Origin of the sequence: Glaciimonas sp. PAMC28666, assembly GCF_016917355.1 — a bacterium.
GTDB lineage: Bacteria > Pseudomonadota > Gammaproteobacteria > Burkholderiales > Burkholderiaceae_D > Glaciimonas.
Genome location: NZ_CP070304.1, coordinates 1,293,405 through 1,310,839, shown reverse-complemented (window position 1 = coordinate 1,310,839; position 17,435 = coordinate 1,293,405). Strand labels below are relative to the sequence as shown.

Annotated in this window: 14 protein-coding genes; 12 read left to right on the top strand and 2 right to left on the bottom strand. The window is 49.1% G+C overall.

What is annotated here, in order from left to right:
- The 10 genes from JQN73_RS05485 (at position 1) to cysM (ending at position 13,222) form a co-directional block, all read left to right on the top strand.
- Positions 1-3,606, top strand: a complete 3,606-nt coding sequence (locus JQN73_RS05485) for a DEAD/DEAH box helicase (protein WP_205322110.1) — start codon at positions 1-3, stop codon at positions 3,604-3,606.
- 177 nt (positions 3,607-3,783) lie between these two features.
- Positions 3,784-4,464, top strand: coding sequence for a (d)CMP kinase (gene cmk, locus JQN73_RS05480; protein WP_205322109.1), 681 nt, complete (start codon positions 3,784-3,786; stop codon positions 4,462-4,464).
- 322 nt (positions 4,465-4,786) lie between these two features.
- On the top strand, positions 4,787-6,502 hold the full coding sequence (gene rpsA, locus JQN73_RS05475) for a 30S ribosomal protein S1 (RefSeq protein WP_205322108.1): 1,716 nt from the start codon (positions 4,787-4,789) through the stop codon (positions 6,500-6,502).
- A 23-nt stretch (positions 6,503-6,525) separates the two neighbouring features.
- Entirely contained in the window at positions 6,526-6,831 is a 306-nt protein-coding gene (locus JQN73_RS05470) for an integration host factor subunit beta (RefSeq protein WP_168051627.1), read from the top strand.
- Positions 6,832-7,274: 443 nt separating this feature from the next.
- A complete protein-coding gene (locus JQN73_RS05465; protein WP_205322107.1) occupies positions 7,275-7,589 on the top strand; it encodes a lipopolysaccharide assembly LapA domain-containing protein in 315 nt (104 codons plus the stop codon).
- A 249-nt stretch (positions 7,590-7,838) separates the two neighbouring features.
- The gene (lapB, locus tag JQN73_RS05460) at positions 7,839-9,014 is read left to right on the top strand and encodes a lipopolysaccharide assembly protein LapB (RefSeq protein ID WP_205322106.1); all 1,176 of its coding nucleotides are present in this window, start codon (positions 7,839-7,841) and stop codon (positions 9,012-9,014) included.
- A 179-nt stretch (positions 9,015-9,193) separates the two neighbouring features.
- Complete coding sequence (locus JQN73_RS05455) at positions 9,194-10,576, top strand: UDP-glucose/GDP-mannose dehydrogenase family protein (RefSeq protein ID WP_205322105.1); 1,383 nt, start codon at positions 9,194-9,196, stop codon at positions 10,574-10,576.
- A gap of 11 nt (positions 10,577-10,587) precedes the next feature.
- Positions 10,588-11,544, top strand: coding sequence for a D-glycero-beta-D-manno-heptose-7-phosphate kinase (rfaE1, locus tag JQN73_RS05450; protein WP_205322104.1), 957 nt, complete (start codon positions 10,588-10,590; stop codon positions 11,542-11,544).
- A gap of 123 nt (positions 11,545-11,667) precedes the next feature.
- A complete protein-coding gene (locus JQN73_RS05445; protein WP_205322103.1) occupies positions 11,668-12,009 on the top strand; it encodes a helix-hairpin-helix domain-containing protein in 342 nt (113 codons plus the stop codon).
- Between the two features lie 310 nt (positions 12,010-12,319).
- A complete protein-coding gene (gene cysM / locus JQN73_RS05440; protein ID WP_205322102.1) occupies positions 12,320-13,222 on the top strand; it encodes a cysteine synthase CysM in 903 nt (300 codons plus the stop codon).
- Between the two features lie 96 nt (positions 13,223-13,318).
- Here the strand turns inward: cysM and JQN73_RS05435 are convergent, their stop codons facing one another.
- Complete coding sequence (locus JQN73_RS05435) at positions 13,319-13,651, bottom strand: hypothetical protein (protein ID WP_205322101.1); 333 nt, start codon at positions 13,649-13,651, stop codon at positions 13,319-13,321.
- Positions 13,652-13,701: 50 nt separating this feature from the next.
- On the opposite strand from JQN73_RS05435, the gene JQN73_RS05430 reads away from it, so the two are divergent.
- A complete protein-coding gene (locus tag JQN73_RS05430) occupies positions 13,702-13,878 on the top strand; it encodes a hypothetical protein (RefSeq protein ID WP_205322100.1) in 177 nt (58 codons plus the stop codon).
- Positions 13,879-14,657: 779 nt separating this feature from the next.
- Positions 14,658-16,694: a hypothetical protein gene (locus JQN73_RS05425; RefSeq protein ID WP_205322099.1), complete on the top strand. Its 2,037-nt coding sequence runs from the start codon at positions 14,658-14,660 to the stop codon at positions 16,692-16,694.
- Positions 16,695-16,802: 108 nt separating this feature from the next.
- Here the strand turns inward: JQN73_RS05425 and JQN73_RS05420 are convergent, their stop codons facing one another.
- A complete protein-coding gene (locus tag JQN73_RS05420; RefSeq protein ID WP_240162443.1) occupies positions 16,803-17,363 on the bottom strand; it encodes a DUF1415 domain-containing protein in 561 nt (186 codons plus the stop codon).
- Positions 17,364-17,435: the final 72 nt, after the last annotated feature.

Sequence of the window (17,435 nt, the reverse complement as noted above, 5' to 3'; positions counted from 1 at the left end):
ATGCTGACTATTTCTTTTGCCATTGAAGATATCGCCAGAGTCGTCTCCGACGCGACTCTGGTACGCGCTCAGGAATACGTCCAGCAGCAGCGGATATTGCTTCTCGACGACGACGGTAAATATGGGTTGACGAGTCGGGTGCGAGGAAGTCGAGGCAGTACGTACGAGCAAAAAATCACGCTTTCCCTTATCCGGCAACGTGTCGATTTGGAGGGAATTTGTTCTTGTCCCGTGGGTTATAACTGCAAGCACGTTGCGGCGGCGTTGATTGAATATTTGCGCACTGTCAATCCGCCCTCAGAGACGGCCTTAACCAAAGACGATCCGATTTCGGACACCAAATTGCCGCGCCTTATCGTTAACTGGTTGCAACGTCTAGAGGAAGAGTTGGTTATCAAACCGATGGCGATTTCAATGCATCGTCCAGTCGTTGCTTCCGATTATCAGATTGTTTTTGCGCTAGTACCGACACAAAACGGCAAGCAGGTTCTGCTCTATTTATGTAAAGCGCGACTGCGAAAAGATGGACGTTTTAGCGCGATCAAACCGCTCGGCGATAACTATAATTTCTATAATGCGATTCGTGATTTTCTGCCGGAAATCGATCAGGATGCGGTAAGTTTATTCATCGCGCTGGTCAGCCGAAAAAATCAAAGTACGCCGTTCTACCAATCCCAGGTTCAGCAAAACAACTGTGAGCTCGTCGGTAAACTGGGCGCGCAATTATTGCGCCTGTTGCTGGAACAAAATAATTTGATGTGGGCGAATTCCGCGGCCGATTTAAGTAAAGGACAGGCGCATTTTCTATCTTTGTCGGAAGCGCGTCATGCGACGTTGCAATGGAGCGAGCAGCACCGGCAGGAGTCTTTGGAAGAGCCTCGCGAGGGGCCAGATACAAAATGGGCGCGGCCTCTCGGACAATCATCGAAGGCAGCAATCGACATTCCACGCGAGGTCTATAAACTGGTGTGGCAATTTGCGCCACGTACGGACGGTGCCGATTTAACTTCAATTTCAACTTCAGAGCAAGGCGAGACGATCGATTACGTCCTGCCGACTGCGCCGCCCTGGTATATCGATAACCTATCTTGCGGCGAACTGATGCTTCCCCCGCTTTTCCGTCAGATTGCGGCGGAAGACTTGATCAATCTGGTCGCTCAAGCGCCGCTGGTGGATGCCGGGAACAAGCAGGATGTCGCGCAGGTTTTGCTCAGACAGGGCGTCAGCGATGTGATTCCTTTACCAGTCGATATTCCGTTTTCTGTGCTGGAGGCGATAACCCCGCAGCCGATATTGGTAATGAATAGCGTACTCGACGGCAATGGGCTGATGCAGGATTTTGCACAGCTACTATTTTCTTACGATGGCGCGATTACCACGGCGGAATTTAGTCCCATATGTCAGCGTAACAGCGCAAAAGGGGTGGAAAAAATCGTGCGCCATGAGGCGCAGGAGAAAGCGGCAATACAAACGTTGCTGCACTATCACTTTCGTGAAGGCAATGACAACGGTCATTTCTTGGCAAGTCGAAATCCCCCTTTTCTGATGGGAAGTGAAGCGGCGTGGCTGCATTTCGCCAAACATGATTTGCCAAAATTAGTTGCCGCTGGCTGGAAGATAGACAAGTCACCGGATTACCGTTTTGATGTCGTTGAAATTGACGAATGGTACGCAGATATTAGTGGAGTTGGTGTACCAGACGCTGAGATGCAGGACGGTGAAATACAGGATGGCGATGCGCAGCAGAGCGCAGGACCAGCATCCGACTCAGATCAGGCCGGCAACCCCTGGTTTGATTTAGCGCTTGGAATCGTCGTTAAGGGGGAGCGGGTTTCTCTACTACCGCTGCTAATTGATCTTATTCGACAAGCGCCAGATGATTTCAATCAACGTGCTCTTGCACTGCGGCCTGACGCCGAGGAATTCCTGATACAGCTGGAGAACGGATTGCGCGTGGCGTTGCCTTGGGGGCGCATTAAGCCGATTCTGAATACGCTAGGTGAGTTGTATTTCACCGATAAATCGGGTGATTCGGTACGCCTCTCAGTGCTTGATGCTGCACGCCTGGCGGAGCTGGAAGGCCACGCAGAGATGCGCTGGGTGGGCGGTGAACGGTTGCGCAAAATGGGTGAGAAGCTCAATAGCTTTGGCGGCGTCCAGCAAGTTTCTGTGCCGGAAGGATTGCTGGCTACCTTGCGGGATTATCAGCGCGAAGGTTTATCCTGGATGCAGTTTTTGCGTGAATATGATTTTGCCGGTATTTTGGCGGACGACATGGGCCTGGGCAAAACCATTCAGACGCTGGCGCATATTTTGATCGAAAAAAACGCCGGTCGATTGACGGCGCCTGCGCTTGTCGTAGCGCCGACGAGTCTGATGTCGAATTGGAAGGAAGAGGCGGAGCGTTTTGCCCCTGGGTTGAAAGTCCTGATTCTGCAGGGCAAGCAACGGCTCGCTTTGTTCGATCAAATTACAGACGCTGATATTGTATTGACGACGTATGCATTGCTGCCGCGTGACGAAGAACGATTGCGTGCATTTCAGTATCATTTATTGATTCTGGACGAAGCGCATTATGTAAAAAATGCGCGCTCGAAAGCGGCGCAAAGTGTGGCTCTTTTGAATGCTCGCCATCGCCTGTGCCTGACCGGAACACCGGTGGAAAATCATTTGGGTGAACTGTGGTCGCAGTTCCATTTCTTGCTGCCAGGTTTATTAGGTTCCGAGAAAGACTTTAATAAGGATTTCCGCACACCGATAGAGAAATACGCCGACGATAGTCGAAGAGCGCTGCTGGTTCGACGTATCAAACCATTTTTGCTGCGTCGAACCAAAGATGCGGTCGCGAGCGAATTGCCCCCTAAAACTGAAATGGTGCGTCACGTTGAACTTTCCGGTTCGCAACGCGATTTGTACGAGACCGTGCGTCTGGCCATGGATAAAAAAGTTCGTGCAGCCATAGAAAGTAAAGGCGTGGCCGGTAGCCACATCATTATCCTGGAGGCGTTGCTCAAGTTGCGGCAGGCATGTTGCGATCCGCGTTTGGTGAAAACAACGGACGACGATACTGCTCGAACGATGCATGTTCCCTCAGCAAAGTTGCTTGAGTTAATGGAGATGGTGGATGAGTTGCGTCAGGAAGATCGAAGAATTTTGATTTTCTCGCAATTTACCAGCATGCTCACGTTAATTGCGGAGGCGATGACCGCGGCGAATATCAGTTACGCGCTTCTGACAGGCGAGACGAAAGATCGTGGTGAAGTCGTACGGTCCTTCCAGAGCGGCGAAGTGCCCGTATTTTTGATCAGTCTTAAGGCCGGAGGCGTGGGACTAAACTTAACTGCAGCCGACACTGTGATTCATTACGATCCATGGTGGAATCCCGCCGCAGAACTGCAAGCAACCGATCGTGCGTGGCGAATCGGTCAGGATAAGCCGGTATTTGTGTATAAGCTGATTGCCAAGGGAACCGTGGAAGAAAAAATTCAGGCTTTACAAGGAAAGAAAGCGGCGTTGGCCGAAGCTATCCTGGGAACCACCGGCGAGGCGTTAAACCTGAAACTGACGGCAGAAGATTTACAGGCCATTTTTGAGCCATTGGATTGAAGGTGCAGAAGGTGCAACGACCGCAAACGGCGTTCAGGAGAATCGATAGAAGGTTTTTTCGTTAGGCTTTCATAATAACGTTGCATGCGCGACAATCAGTCTTTGAGCGTGGTTTTTAATAGAAAACCGTAGCGCAATTTCCCATTCGTTAATAATTTGTTAATAATTTGACTCTTCATGCCTAATTCTCATACACCCGTCATTACCATTGACGGCCCAACCGCCTCGGGTAAAGGAACGGTGGCACAAAAAGTCGCACAGCGCCTGGGGTTTCATTACCTTGATTCAGGCGCGCTATATCGGCTCACTGCATTATCGGCATTACGCCGAAATATCGCCCTTGACGACGACCATGCGCTGGCGAAAATAGCTGCGCGATTGAACTGCCAGTTCGACGGTGCACATATATTTCTATCGAAAGAAGACGTCACGGAAGCCATTCGCGCAGAGGAAGTTGGCAATGCAGCATCGAAAATTGCAGCGCTGATGCCGCTCAGGCAAGCGCTTTATGGCCTGCAACTTGGCTTCCACAAGGCCCCGGGCCTGGTCGCGGACGGCCGCGATATGGGGTCGGTGATTTTCCCGCACGCCGTATTGAAAATATTTCTCACCGCAAGTGTCGCCGCCAGGGCCCAAAGACGTTATAAGCAATTGATTGACAAGGGGATTTCTGCTAATATGCAAGACCTCTCAAATGATTTGAGTGAGCGTGATAACCGTGATACTCATCGCAGTTCAGCGCCGCTTAAGGCTGCGGAAGGGGCATTTCTTCTGGATACTTCTGAACTTACCGCAGAACAAGCGGTTGAAAAAGTACTTGGTTGGTATGCAGCAGTTAAGCCGATTATCAAGTTGTAGGGTGGTGAGGTTGGTGTGTTTTGTGGCTTCCCTGCAACAGATTGGTTGCCTTGAAGGTTTTACATTAACAGACCTTAATCGCATACTGTTTGTTCGGTGGTATCACAAAATTTGTTCGTAGATATAAATGCAGTTATAAATTCGGTTGTAAAATTCGGTTGTTGAAGTCCTTGTACTTAGCTGTTCGATCCGTCGCAAAGTTGGATCGGACGTTTAAAAACCTAACCCTTTATTGATCGTATTCTGGTTGTTGTGCTTATTTAAGAGTTTATTAATTAGGTCGTTTGAATGCGTCGCAATATTGGCAAACTAGTCAAATCCTATGTCAATCACTGTTCTGTCCTCTACCTCTGGCGAAGCGAGTGCTTTCGCCGCACTATTTGAAGAATCGCTGTCACGTCAAGACATGCGTTCTGGTGAAGTGATTTCTGCTGAAGTCGTTCGTCTTGACCATAACTTCGTTATTGTCAACGCCGGCCTGAAGTCAGAAGCGTTCATTCCAATTGAAGAATTTAAAAATGACCTCGGCGAACTCGAAGTAAACGTTGGTGATTTCATCTCCGTTGCTATTGAATCGCTGGAAAACGGTTTCGGCGATACTATCCTGTCGCGTGACAAAGCTAAACGTCTGGCATCGTGGCTCTCGCTCGAAAAAGCGATGGAGTCTGGTGAGATCGTCACTGGTACTGTCAATGGTAAGGTTAAGGGCGGTCTGACCGTTCTGACAAACGGCATTCGCGCTTTCTTGCCAGGTTCGCTAGTCGATACCCGTCCTGTTAAAGACACGACGCCGTTCGAAGGCAAGACCATGGAATTCAAGGTCATCAAGCTAGATCGCAAGCGTAACAACGTTGTGTTGTCACGTCGCGCTGTGATCGAAGCATCGATGGGCGAAGAGCGTCAAAAACTGATGGAAACGCTGAAAGAAGGCACCATCGTTAATGGCGTTGTTAAAAATATCACCGACTATGGCGCATTCGTGGATCTGGGCGGTATCGATGGTCTGTTGCATATCACTGATCTGGCATGGCGTCGTGTGCGTCACCCATCAGAAGTATTGACAGTCGGTCAAGAGATCACTGCTAAGGTTCTGAAGTACGATCAAGAGAAAAACCGTGTTTCACTGGGCGTCAAGCAATTGGGCGACGATCCATGGACTGGTCTGTCACGTCGTTACCCACAACATACACGTCTGTTCGGTAAAGTCACTAATCTGACCGACTATGGCGCATTCGTTGAAGTCGAGCAAGGTATCGAAGGTCTGGTTCACGTTTCAGAAATGGACTGGACTAACAAGAACGTGGCACCAAACAAAGTCGTTCAATTGGGCGATGAAGTTGAAGTCATGGTTCTGGAAATCGACGAAGACCGTCGTCGTATCAGCTTGGGAATGAAGCAATGTAAAGCTAATCCTTGGGACGATTTCGCGATCACCCACAAGAAGGGCGATAAAGTCCGTGGCGCAATCAAGTCGATCACTGACTTCGGCGTGTTTATCGGCCTGGCCGGTAACATCGACGGTTTGGTCCACCTGTCGGATCTGTCGTGGACAGAAACTGGCGAAGAAGCAGTCCGTCGCTTCAAAAAGGGTGACGAACTGGAAGCCATCGTATTGGCTATCGACGTTGAGCGTGAGCGTGTTTCTCTGGGCGTCAAGCAACTTGAAGGCGATCCATTCAACAACTTCGCTGCCATGAACGACAAAGGTTCGCTGGTAACAGGTACTGTTAAATCGGTTGAGCCTAAAGGTGCTGTAATTCAATTGTCAGAAGAAGTTGAAGGTTACCTGCGCGCTTCCGAAATTTCCCGTGATCGCGTGGAAGATGCCGGTACTCACCTGAAGGTTGGCGATGTGTTGGAAACAATGGTCATCAACGTTGATCGTAAAGCACGTGGTATTCAGCTTTCGATCAAAGCTAAAGACAATGTTGAAACACAAGAAGCAATGCAAAAGATGTCTACTACAGACTCTAACGCTGCTTCCGGTACAACTAGTCTGGGCGCGTTGTTGAAAGCTAAATTCGATAATAAGAACTAAGTAATCGTTAAGCGAGCACGTTAATGACAAAGTCGGAGCTGATTGCCCGCTTGGCCGAGCGTTATCCGCAGCTGGTTGCTAAGGATGCGGATTACGCGGTCAAAACGATACTCGATGCAATGGGCGATGCTTTATCGACCGGCCAGCGCATCGAAATCCGTGGTTTTGGTAGTTTTGCGCTAAACCGCAGGCCGCCGCGGATTGGCCGTAACCCCAAATCGGGTGACAAAGTGATGGTGCCGGAAAAGCGCGTGCCTCACTTCAAACCTGGCAAAGAGTTACGTGAACGAGTCGATGCTATGGTGGGGCAACCAATCAAAGAAGACTGAGTTGTGCGTACAAAATAGAACGGCATCTTCGGATGCCGTTTTTTTTCACGTACAATTTCACTTGTGCAAACGATGGCTTAAGAAACTTTATGAAAACCGCGAATAAGCACCTAAACGTGTAAGTGATTGATATTTTCGTATCAGTTGCGTATGGTTGAATAAGGAATCATTACGATTGTGGGCAGAGCGCCATGAAGTAGACTTTTTTGGAATTATAGCGAGCGGTAAAAGCAAGGCGCTCGGAGCGCAGCAATTGGATTGGGCCTTGAGCATAAAGATTGTGAGTACCGCGTGACGTAGTACGTTGTGGAGCCCCAGTGGTTCCCGGCGAAGTCTTGAATTTGGGTTTATCGGAACATGTACAGGAGCGACCAGCAGTCAAGGCACCAATTCGGCTAGCGCTGCGGCATGCGGTCTTTACACCACCAAACAGGAACCGTGTCATGAAACTAATTTCCCGAATCATTGCAGTTTTACTATTTTTGTTATTCTTTGGATTCGCTTTGAAGAATACCCAGGAAGTGACACTCGATTTTTTTCTTAACTATCAAATTCACGGACCACTGGTATTAATCCTGTTGGGCTTTTTCGGATCAGGGGCGATATTGGGTGTACTGGCGATGACACCGGCGGTGTTCCGTTATCGTCGGAACGCTTCGAAGGCGCAGAAAGCGCTCTCATCTCTACATCGGGAACGTGAGGCGCAGCGTCTGGCTAGCGCCGAAGCACCGCAGCCGGATAGCATCCGGAACAGTTAATGCCGCGTGACATCGCATGTGGAGTTGTCAGCTTCTGCAAGCGGCAAGTGCGTATGATGAGGGACGACATAAGCGCTGACATAAACCATGCAGACTGCATGCATGTGCCGTCATCTAGGAGTGCGAAAGTTGAAGTTGGGAATTCAAAAAATCTCCCACCTATTGATACGCCACTGCCGGTTTCTTTTGATTTATTAACGATTTATGAGTGAGCCGAATCGTTCCACTATATGCAGATAATACGTTCGTATGGAATTTGAAACCTGGTGGTTATTAGGGATCCCAATCTTTTTTGGCTTGGGCTGGATAGCCGCGCGCGTTGATATTAATCAATTGATATCAGAGTCGCGTAGCCTTCCCCGTGGTTATTTTAAAGGCTTGAATTTTTTGCTCAATGAGCAACCTGACAAGGCTATTGATGCTTTTATTGAGATCGTAAAGCTCGATCCCGAAACTGCGGAGCTGCATTTTGCTTTAGGAAATTTGTTCCGCCGTCGGGGTGAGACAGAGCGTGCTATTCGCGTGCACCAAAACCTCCTTGCCCGCCCTGATCTGGAGCAGGAACATCGTCTGCATGCGCAATACGAGCTAGGACAGGATTATCTGAAAGCCGGTTTGCTGGATCGCGCAGAAGAAAGCTTTAATATATTAATCGGATCGACGTACGGTGCGCAAGCAGGGCGCGCATTGCTTGAAATTTATCAGCGTGAAAAAGAGTGGCAGCGCGCGATTGAATCAGCCCAGGCGCTGCAGGAAGCCGGTGCTGGCGGACGACAAAAAGAGATTGCACAGTTCTACTGCGAGTTGGCTCAGGACGCGCTGGTTGACGGGCATCCTGATGATGCCATGGTGTTGCTGGATAAAGCGTTAGCTAACGACCGTAATAGTGTGCGCGCGACCATGCTGTCAGGCGACGTGCATTTGGCTAAGGGCAACACGGAGGCGGCGTTAGTTGCCTGGCGTCGGGTTGAGCAGCAAAGCGTGCCGCACGTTGCATTAGTCGCACAACGATTAATGGACGGTTATCGCGCCGTAGGTCGTCCGCACGAAGGTGTGAACTTATTGCGCTCCTATCTGGCGGAAGCTTCTTCCATCGATTTGCTTGAGGTGGTATTCAAGGCTGTGCTTGAGTTGGATGGTGTTGATGCCACCAACCATCTTGTAAGTGATGAACTGCGTCGCACGCCCACACTACTGGGCCTTGATAAGTTGTTGGAAGCGCGGTTGATGATTGCCGCGCCGGAAATGCATTCCGAACTCTCTGTGGTTAAAAATCTGGTGCACGGCTACACCCAGAAACTGGCACGTTATCAATGCAGCCATTGCGGTTTTAAGGCGCGTCAATTCTATTGGCAGTGCCCTGGTTGCAGTCGCTGGGAAACCTATCCGCCTCGTAGAACCGAAGAATTAAATGTGATGACATAATTGTAGTGAACCAATTTAGTGCCGGAATGCACTAATTGAGGCGAATATTTTGATTGGGTCGGATATTTTATATTTATTGACGTCCCATGACACCGCCGCACGGTTGGTAGGTTACGGCCGGTTCGCCTTTGATCGCAGTTTTGCGATTCAGATACAGTAACGTGCAATAACGGAAGAACATGAAAATAACAATCATCGGTACCGGTTATGTTGGTTTAGTCACAGGCGCTTGTTTGGCCGAGCTAGGTAATGACGTTTTTTGTCTTGATGTAGATGAAAATAAAATCGCTATTTTAAATGGCGGTGGCATTCCGATACATGAGCCAGGTTTAGCCGAAATAGTTAATCGAAATCGTGCGATCGGTCGTTTGCGGTTTTCAACCGACGTCGAGGCCAGCGTCGCGCATGGTCAGATCCAATTTATCGCGGTCGGTACCCCGCCCGATGAGGACGGTTCCGCCGATTTGCAATATGTACTGGCCGCCGCCCGCAATATCGGTAAATACATGACTGACTTTAAGGTTGTCGTTGATAAGTCGACCGTACCGGTCGGCACTGCGGATCGGGTTAGTGCCGCGATACGGGGTGAATTGACAGCGCGCGGACCAGGGGATGTCATCCGAGGCTTCTCGGTGGTGTCGAATCCTGAATTTTTGAAAGAAGGCGCTGCGGTCGAAGATTTCATGCGTCCCGATCGCATCGTGATCGGCTGTGCGAGTGGCGGCGATGGATTGAAAGCACATGCATTGATGACGCAGTTGTACGCGCCATTCAATCGCAATCACGAGCGCACGTACTGGATGGATGTGCGCTCTGCTGAGTTCACGAAATATGCTGCGAATGCGATGCTGGCGACGCGGATTTCGTTCATGAACGAATTGGCTAACCTGGCTGACAAGGTCGGTGCCGATATCGAAGCTGTGCGCCATGGTATAGGATCTGATCCGCGCATCGGCCACAGTTTTTTGTATGCTGGTTGTGGGTATGGCGGTTCGTGCTTCCCGAAGGATGTTCAGGCATTGGAACGCACTGCTCGCGGTTATGATCAGGAGTTGTTGATTCTGCGGGCTGTAGAACAGGTCAATAACAATCAGAAACATGTGTTGGGTAATAAAATCTCCGAGCGCTTTGGTGCCGATTTAACCGGTAAGCATTTTGCATTATGGGGATTGGCGTTTAAACCGAATACTGACGATATGCGAGAAGCTTCATCGCGTGTTCTATTGGGTGAATTGCTCCGTCGTGGCGCCACTGTAGCGGTGCATGATCCGGTTGCCATGGTTGAAGCCAAACGCGTTCTGGCGCTGGATTTTGCTGCTACCCCCGAATTATTGGAGCGCGTACGGTTTTGCGATAATCAAATGGCGGCGCTGCAAGACGCCGATGCTTTGGTCATCATTACCGAGTGGAAAACGTATCGTAGTCCTGATTTTAATCTGGTCCGCGCGCATCTGAAGACACCGGTTATTTTTGATGGACGTAACTTGTATGAGCCAGCGGTGATGAGCGAGATTGGTTTTGAGTATTATGGTATCGGTCGTTCGGTACTTGCACGTAATTAAGGTCAATCAGCATGATAGTCAGCGAGAAAGTGGAAGTTTCCCAAGTGGTTCCTGCTTCATTTGAAAGCGTTCGTATTTTGGTCGTCGGCGATGTGATGCTGGATCGTTATTGGTTTGGTGAGGTCAGCCGCATTTCGCCAGAAGCGCCGGTACCAATTGTGCGCGTTGAAAAGCGTGAAGAGCGCTTGGGCGGCGCGGCCAACGTGGCGCGGAACATTGCCACGCTAGGCGGAGGTGCGGGTTTGCTTGGGGTGGTTGGTCAGGATGAGGCTGGCGATGTGGTAGATCGCTTACTGACAGGCTTGGGGATTGACAGCTTTTTGACCCGCGATCCGGCTATTTCGACCATTATCAAGTTACGTGTAATTGGACGCCAGCAGCAGTTGCTTCGGATCGACTTTGAAGAGCCGCCTACCGACACCGTGTTGCGCGATAAGTTGACCCGTTACAACGCGTTGCTGCCGCAATATGGTGTGATCGTTTTATCTGATTACGCCAAAGGTAGCCTGGTCAATGTTTCCGAGATGATCGCGACGGCCAGGCAGGCCGGAAAATGTATTTTGGTCGATCCAAAAGGCGACGACTTCTCACGGTATGCGGGCGCCACGATATTAACGCCAAATAAGTCGGAATTGATGCGAATCGTCGGTAGCTGGAAAAATGAGGAAGAGCTCACCACCAAAGCCCAAAATTTACGGGAGTCACTGATGCTGGAAGCGCTGCTGGTTACGCGTTCAGAAGAAGGAATGACCCTTTACACCGAGCATCAGGTGGTGCATTTTCCTACCATGGCGCGTGAAGTGTTCGATGTCTCCGGTGCGGGCGATACGGTGATTGCGACGATGGCGGTCATGTTGGGCGCGGGTTTCCCCATTTCCGAGGCTGTGGCGTTGGCAAATCGTGCTGGCGGCATTGTGGTTGGCAAACTGGGGACTGCAACGGTCACTCATAAAGAGTTGTTCTCTTAAGCCAACTCCTAGAGTGTGATGGGAGCGGCGGTTTTTACCCTCGCGACCTTCCTATAATGAACGTGGCGCATTTGCGTCTGGTTCATCTTATGAACTTCATCACATTACTAGAAAGAGGACTGCATGCTGAAAAAACTGGTTCAATGCACGGCAATGTTAATGGCCACGATGAGCATGGCATTAGCGCAGGTTGATGTAAACAAGGCTGATATGGCCGCACTCGATAGTGTGAAAGGTGTGGGTCCTGCAACCTCAAAGCGTATTCTTGACGAGCGCACAAAAGGCGGTAATTTTAAGGATTGGCCTGACTTTGAAAAGCGGGTAAAGGGTATCAACGACAAAAGCGCCGTTAAACTATCGGAAGGCGGATTGCAGGTTAACGGTCAGTCGAAATCGAATGCCCCAGCTAAACCTGTAGTAAAAGCGGAGCTTAAAAAAGACACCGTTAAAATGCCAGTTAAATAACAGTGGAAAATTTGACGACATAATTGTTGTTTGTTATGTACGTTAATTTTGGTAAAAAATCGAGTTGTTGTGCTTTGAAAGCCCCTCTTAAACGAGGGGCTTTTTAAGTTTACGCTCGTAAAAATAGAGCATCATTGGCCCGCTTTAATACACGCGCCGCCTGAGGCCTTGGTAGCTTAACCGGGAGCCAGTTCGCGGATCATGAGCGTGGCCCATGAATCGAATTTTCGCTTCGTTTGCAACCGGTGCATACGCGTAATAAAGTCTCATATTAGAATAGGTCTTTTGCCTCTTCTGCTAAGCGTAAACTATGCCCTACTTGACTATTGAAGACACAATCGGAAACACCCCGCTGGTACAGCTAAAGCGGATTTCAGCAGAGGTTGCTGCGCAACGCAATAATATAATTCTTGGCAAACTGGAGGGGAATAATCCCGCTGGCTCCGTCAAGGATAGAGCAGCGTTGTCGATGATCAAACGCGCTGAAGCGCGCGGTGACATCAAACCAGGCGATACCTTGATCGAAGCAACCAGCGGCAATACCGGTATTGCTTTGGCCATGGTGGCGACAATGCGCGGGTACAAGATGGTGCTATTAATGCCAGAAAATTTGAGCGAAGAGCGCCGCCAAAGTATGGCCGCGTACGGTGCCAAAATCATATTGACGCCTAAGACCGGCGGTATGGAGTATGCACGTGATCTGGCGCAAAAAATGGAAAAAGATGGTGAAGGTTTGATATTGGACCAGTTTGCCAACCCGGATAATTCCTTGGCGCATTACGAAACGACAGGTCCCGAAATATGGCGTGATACAGATGGAAAAATCACCCACTTTGTCAGCGCAATGGGAACTACAGGCACAATAATGGGCGTATCCCGTTACCTGAAGGAACAAAATCAGGACATACAAATCATCGGTGCGCAACCGGAAGAAGGCTCGCAAATTCCTGGTATCCGGAAATGGCCAGAAGCATACATGCCGAAAATTTATGATGGTGCACGCGTGGATCAGATCGAACCGGTTAGCCAGTCCGCAGCGGAACATATGGCGCGGAGATTAGCAAACGAAGAAGGTATTTTTTGCGGGATATCCGCAGCGGGAGCTTGCGAAGTAGCATTGCGAATTTCGCAACAAGTAGAAAATTCGACGATTGTCTTTATTGTTTGCGATCGGGGTGACCGTTACTTATCAACCGGGGTATTCCCTGCGTAGCTATTAAATACCGCGCATTTCATTAGTGCGCTTGCAACTTGCAAGCGCACTAAGCAAATCGTGATAAACGACGCAGGGTGATGGTGAGCACGACGATTACTTCGCTTGTTCTGCCTCGATCTTATCTTTCGGCTTAAATTGCTTATCGCTGATACGGAACTTTTCACGACGATCGCCCATTAACGCACGTAATTCGCTGATGGTCAGGCTGCTAACTTCATGCATGCGGATCAATAACGATGCACCGACCGGCAAGCGGTGGTGACGAATCTTACTAATTACCGGTGGCGCAACTTCTAGCGCACGCGATAACGCAGCATCGTTTTTCAAATGCAGTTTGTCGATGAGTGAATCAAGCAAATGGTTCGGGTCGTAAGTCACTTGCTCGTCTAGTTTGTTGCTTTTTGGCGCTTCTAATGAAGTATTCATAATTGGAAAGATCCCATTTATTCTGAGTTTGAATAGGGAAGGTTTGCGCGATGAAACGTAAAACATTGCGCTGGACTAACCTTCAGCTTATTGGCGAAGTTGCAAGTAGCTTATTTTATACCGTATCGCGCTTATTTTTTGTCAAAAAGAAACATTTTGAAACAATATTGATAGGAAAGCATCAAGAATACAACGGCGATGCTTTCGTAACTTACTTTGAACTCTAACAACTTCTAACGAGTTGGATAATTAATCAAGCCGAAAAGTTGCAAAACCCTAATATAAATTTTATTGCCACAAGAAACATGACATTTAGGCCACTTTATTCTTCTTGGATGGTTTTGACAACATACTTTCTGTGGAGATTCAGTGAGTTTTTCGTGTATGTGCTTGAAATCGCTCTTGTTTGTATGGCCGTATGGCGTGTCTGCGGCGATATTGGGGAAAGCTCTCCAGCAGGCAGCAACGCCGGATTAGCCAGAGGTCAGGGGCTTCAGGGCGTCTTTATAAACGTTTGCGACGCAACAGCTGGTTGCCGCAGTAAACGATTCTTTCGGCAATCAAAAATCGCCTTCAACATTTACTTAAGCCCTGTAGCCCAAACGCGCGGCGTCCTCCTCCCATCATAACTTCGTAACTTTATAAGTTCATAGCCTCAGAAATTTGTCATTTAGAGAAATTACTGTGGCAAATCGAGAGTTATCTCATAGGTATTGCCGCATGAATTTCTTATAATTCGATATGGATTTGCTTGAAGAGCAGGTGCATAGGCGGTAGATGGATTAGTGACGCTTCCAGCAAAAGAAATGGTGGTGTTTCTCCCATCAAATTCCTTGCTAGCTAATCTGCCAGATCGCAATTCCTGACGTTCTCATGGATTTGACGCCGAAACGTCAATTAATACCATTCCCAAATTACGCTTAACCGGGTGTGCTAGCCTCACGTCCGCTATTCCAACACGCACAAATTTCGTGTGGGAGGCGTTTCCATCACATCGAGAAAACTTATGATACGCGCACGTTCAACCCTTTTTCTTATCGTTAGCGCATGCTTCTTAACATCGCTGTCGCCAGCATCCGCTGCTGGGTCTGATCTGGCAAGCCGAGGTGATCGCGGTGGCTCGGTAGTCGTCGAAGATGGGGATATCGGCGTCATTCACGATACTTATAAAGTCCCCGATCATTGCTTGCCGACTCCCACGAAAATACCCAATTGGGATACTTCTGATATCGCAGATAAGCAGTTTTATAAGGATTGGTTCAAGACCACAACATCTTTGTGCATTAATCTTACCAACGCCGAAAGGGACAATGAAAATCATTATCCTTCTATTGATGACGGTATCGTTTGGCGTGGCGATGACCAACGATTTCTGTTCCGCGCCAGTGGCGGCAATTTTCCTTCTGCTGCAGATGTTTTAGACAAAGGATTTATTCCGTTCGAGCCGGATAATGGCAGCCTGGCATTGCAACCTGATATCGGTGAAAAGGCTTCCGGATTAACCAGCACCACTTACAGCGCTAGCACTGCGAGTGCGTTTGGCAAGCATCTTTACGTCCTGAAGGCACCCGGCGGTATTGATGTCGACCGTACCGTTTTTGGACAACCCGCGAGATGGGAGGATGAGATCGCATTTGCGGGTGGCTTGGACAGCCGGCTCATGCATGGCGTCTTAATACATGACCGGGACAAAGTCATTTATCGCTACATCGTTAATCCGAAATATCATCTGCCCCGGGACGAGGCAAAAGGATTTTTTAATCTCAATTTGTCGTCGACCGGTGCGTATTATGACCAGACCAAATTTACCCTTAACGGTGAGCCGGCAGGAAACGGTATGCAACGGATCAAAACATCGGACACGCCGATCAAACTTGAGGCGTGGAGACAGGGACCGGAGTCGACGGTTCCGGCCGATGCTTTCCTCATTTATATCTCAGGATTGGGGCAAATTGTGCCGGACGTCAACGAGGATATATCTTGCCTCTATCTTCCAGGTCAAATGCAGATTGATCAGAATATGATTATGCAATTTATTCCCAGAAAACCAAAAATGGGAACGGGCAAAACAGCATCAAAGAAAAGTTGTTTGCGACTGAATTCGGAAAAAATGCGGGTCCAGGATACAAAGTTTACCGAAGGTGGGACTGTTGCAGGCCATTACTATCGTCCGCTTGCTCCCGGCAAAACGGGTGAATGGACGGTCCACGCGCCGGGCGCTGGTTTACTCTCCAGTATTGGTAGCAACACCGGCTCGGATGCGCAGGCCATGCACCTGAATGCGTTCGTCGGTACGGAAAGTCAACCCTCGTCCATTTCACAGAAAGTGTTTGTCGAGTTGGAGAGCAGCGGATATAGGAAATCCATCCTTACTTTCAGAGCCGGAAACAACCCTGCACTCAATTGCACCAAAGCCGGAGACGGACCTTGGACGGGTGATCGTTTGTCGGGAAGCCAATCGTTTAAGGTTGCTGTTTTCGATGACCAAAAAGGCGAATTGATGGTCGAAAAAGACTATGCCATTGGTACCGCAAGTAACTATTTAGTCGATGCGGATGGACGACATCCCCGCATGGATCCCGACTGGAAATATTACACTATCGCTTTGCCGCTCATTGGTCGCGAGGGAGCGCTCGACCAGAAACCATTGGATCTTAGCTTTACCTCCACTGGTAAAACAGGAGACGCGTGCGGTCCTTTAATCAGTGACGTCCAATTTTTTAGTGCGTATAGCATGTACAAAGGAACCAATTCGGACGGCCCGCGTGACGCTTCGGTGCAGGGGATTGTCGGGCCACAGATGGCAAAAGCTGGTCAACCCATTGTGCTGGATGCATCGCGTGTGCTTGGTTCAGCGGGGGATGCTGTGCAATGGAACTGGTCGGTCGAACCGTCACTTCCGTTCAAATCCTTCGGTCCACGCCTGCAATTTTTTGCACCGACACTGAATGGTGGTCGCGATTACCATTTCACTTTGAGGGCTGAAAAGTTAAATATTACTGAGACGCATACTATTCACATTCAGGGGTCATCAAAAGAATAAACTGCAGGATGAGACCTGTCACTGCGTTGAAGTCGACTTCCGGGGTGCGATGAGCCGCACCCAACGCGCATTCAAGGGGTTGTAAAATAGGCAGCCCGCGTGAACTGCCTATTTTATTTTAGTAGCCATCACGTCCAGATTATTCCAACCAGTCGTTCCCAGTTCTTGCAGGGTTAGCATATTTTTTTCGAAGATGTCGTCGGCTTCCGGGAACGCTTCTACTGCGCGGTCTACGCTGTCTTCACGTAATAGATGCAGCGTTGGATAGGGGGAGCGATTGGTGTAGTTGGTAATGTCGTCGGCATCTGTTCCAGCGAATTGATAGTCGGGATGAAAGCTCGCTATTTGTATCTCACCCTCAAGTTCAAGGGTCTGAAGCAGTGCATCGGCTTCGTCGAGAAAATCGTTGTAATCCAGGAAATCGCGCAAAACGTCCGGATGAATAATCAATGTCGTATCAATTAAAGCGGGATCAGCCTGGTTCAAAAAATCCAACTCTGTGTGCAGCAGATTGTTTAATTCTGCGGTGTTTTGTGCATCGCTAAAGACGTACCGGATTTGGTTTTTTGTGTGGACCGCTTTCGCAAAAGGGCACAGGTTGAGGCCAATCACAGCACGTTCGAGCCATCGTTTTGTGTCAATGATGACCTGTTCAGGAAAAGTAGGCATGGCAGGAGGCGTGTTTGACATTGAGATCAGTAAAAAAATAAGCGAGATTTTGCAAGTTTAACAGGATGAAAT

What these genes read in the sequence shown, in the direction of transcription:
- JQN73_RS05485 (WP_205322110.1), top strand. Translation starts at nt 1, where the DNA reads ATGCTGACTATTTCTTTTGCCATTGAAGATATCGCCAGAGTCGTCTCC.
- cmk (WP_205322109.1), top strand. Translation starts at nt 3,784, where the DNA reads ATGCCTAATTCTCATACACCCGTCATTACCATTGACGGCCCAACCGCC.
- rpsA (WP_205322108.1), top strand. Translation starts at nt 4,787, where the DNA reads ATGTCAATCACTGTTCTGTCCTCTACCTCTGGCGAAGCGAGTGCTTTC.
- JQN73_RS05470 (WP_168051627.1), top strand. Translation starts at nt 6,526, where the DNA reads ATGACAAAGTCGGAGCTGATTGCCCGCTTGGCCGAGCGTTATCCGCAG.
- JQN73_RS05465 (WP_205322107.1), top strand. Translation starts at nt 7,275, where the DNA reads ATGAAACTAATTTCCCGAATCATTGCAGTTTTACTATTTTTGTTATTC.
- lapB (WP_205322106.1), top strand. Translation starts at nt 7,839, where the DNA reads ATGGAATTTGAAACCTGGTGGTTATTAGGGATCCCAATCTTTTTTGGC.
- JQN73_RS05455 (WP_205322105.1), top strand. Translation starts at nt 9,194, where the DNA reads ATGAAAATAACAATCATCGGTACCGGTTATGTTGGTTTAGTCACAGGC.
- rfaE1 (WP_205322104.1), top strand. Translation starts at nt 10,588, where the DNA reads ATGATAGTCAGCGAGAAAGTGGAAGTTTCCCAAGTGGTTCCTGCTTCA.
- JQN73_RS05445 (WP_205322103.1), top strand. Translation starts at nt 11,668, where the DNA reads ATGCTGAAAAAACTGGTTCAATGCACGGCAATGTTAATGGCCACGATG.
- cysM (WP_205322102.1), top strand. Translation starts at nt 12,320, where the DNA reads ATGCCCTACTTGACTATTGAAGACACAATCGGAAACACCCCGCTGGTA.
- JQN73_RS05435 (WP_205322101.1), bottom strand. Translation starts at nt 13,651, where the DNA reads ATGAATACTTCATTAGAAGCGCCAAAAAGCAACAAACTAGACGAGCAA.
- JQN73_RS05430 (WP_205322100.1), top strand. Translation starts at nt 13,702, where the DNA reads ATGAAACGTAAAACATTGCGCTGGACTAACCTTCAGCTTATTGGCGAA.
- JQN73_RS05425 (WP_205322099.1), top strand. Translation starts at nt 14,658, where the DNA reads ATGATACGCGCACGTTCAACCCTTTTTCTTATCGTTAGCGCATGCTTC.
- JQN73_RS05420 (WP_240162443.1), bottom strand. Translation starts at nt 17,363, where the DNA reads ATGCCTACTTTTCCTGAACAGGTCATCATTGACACAAAACGATGGCTC.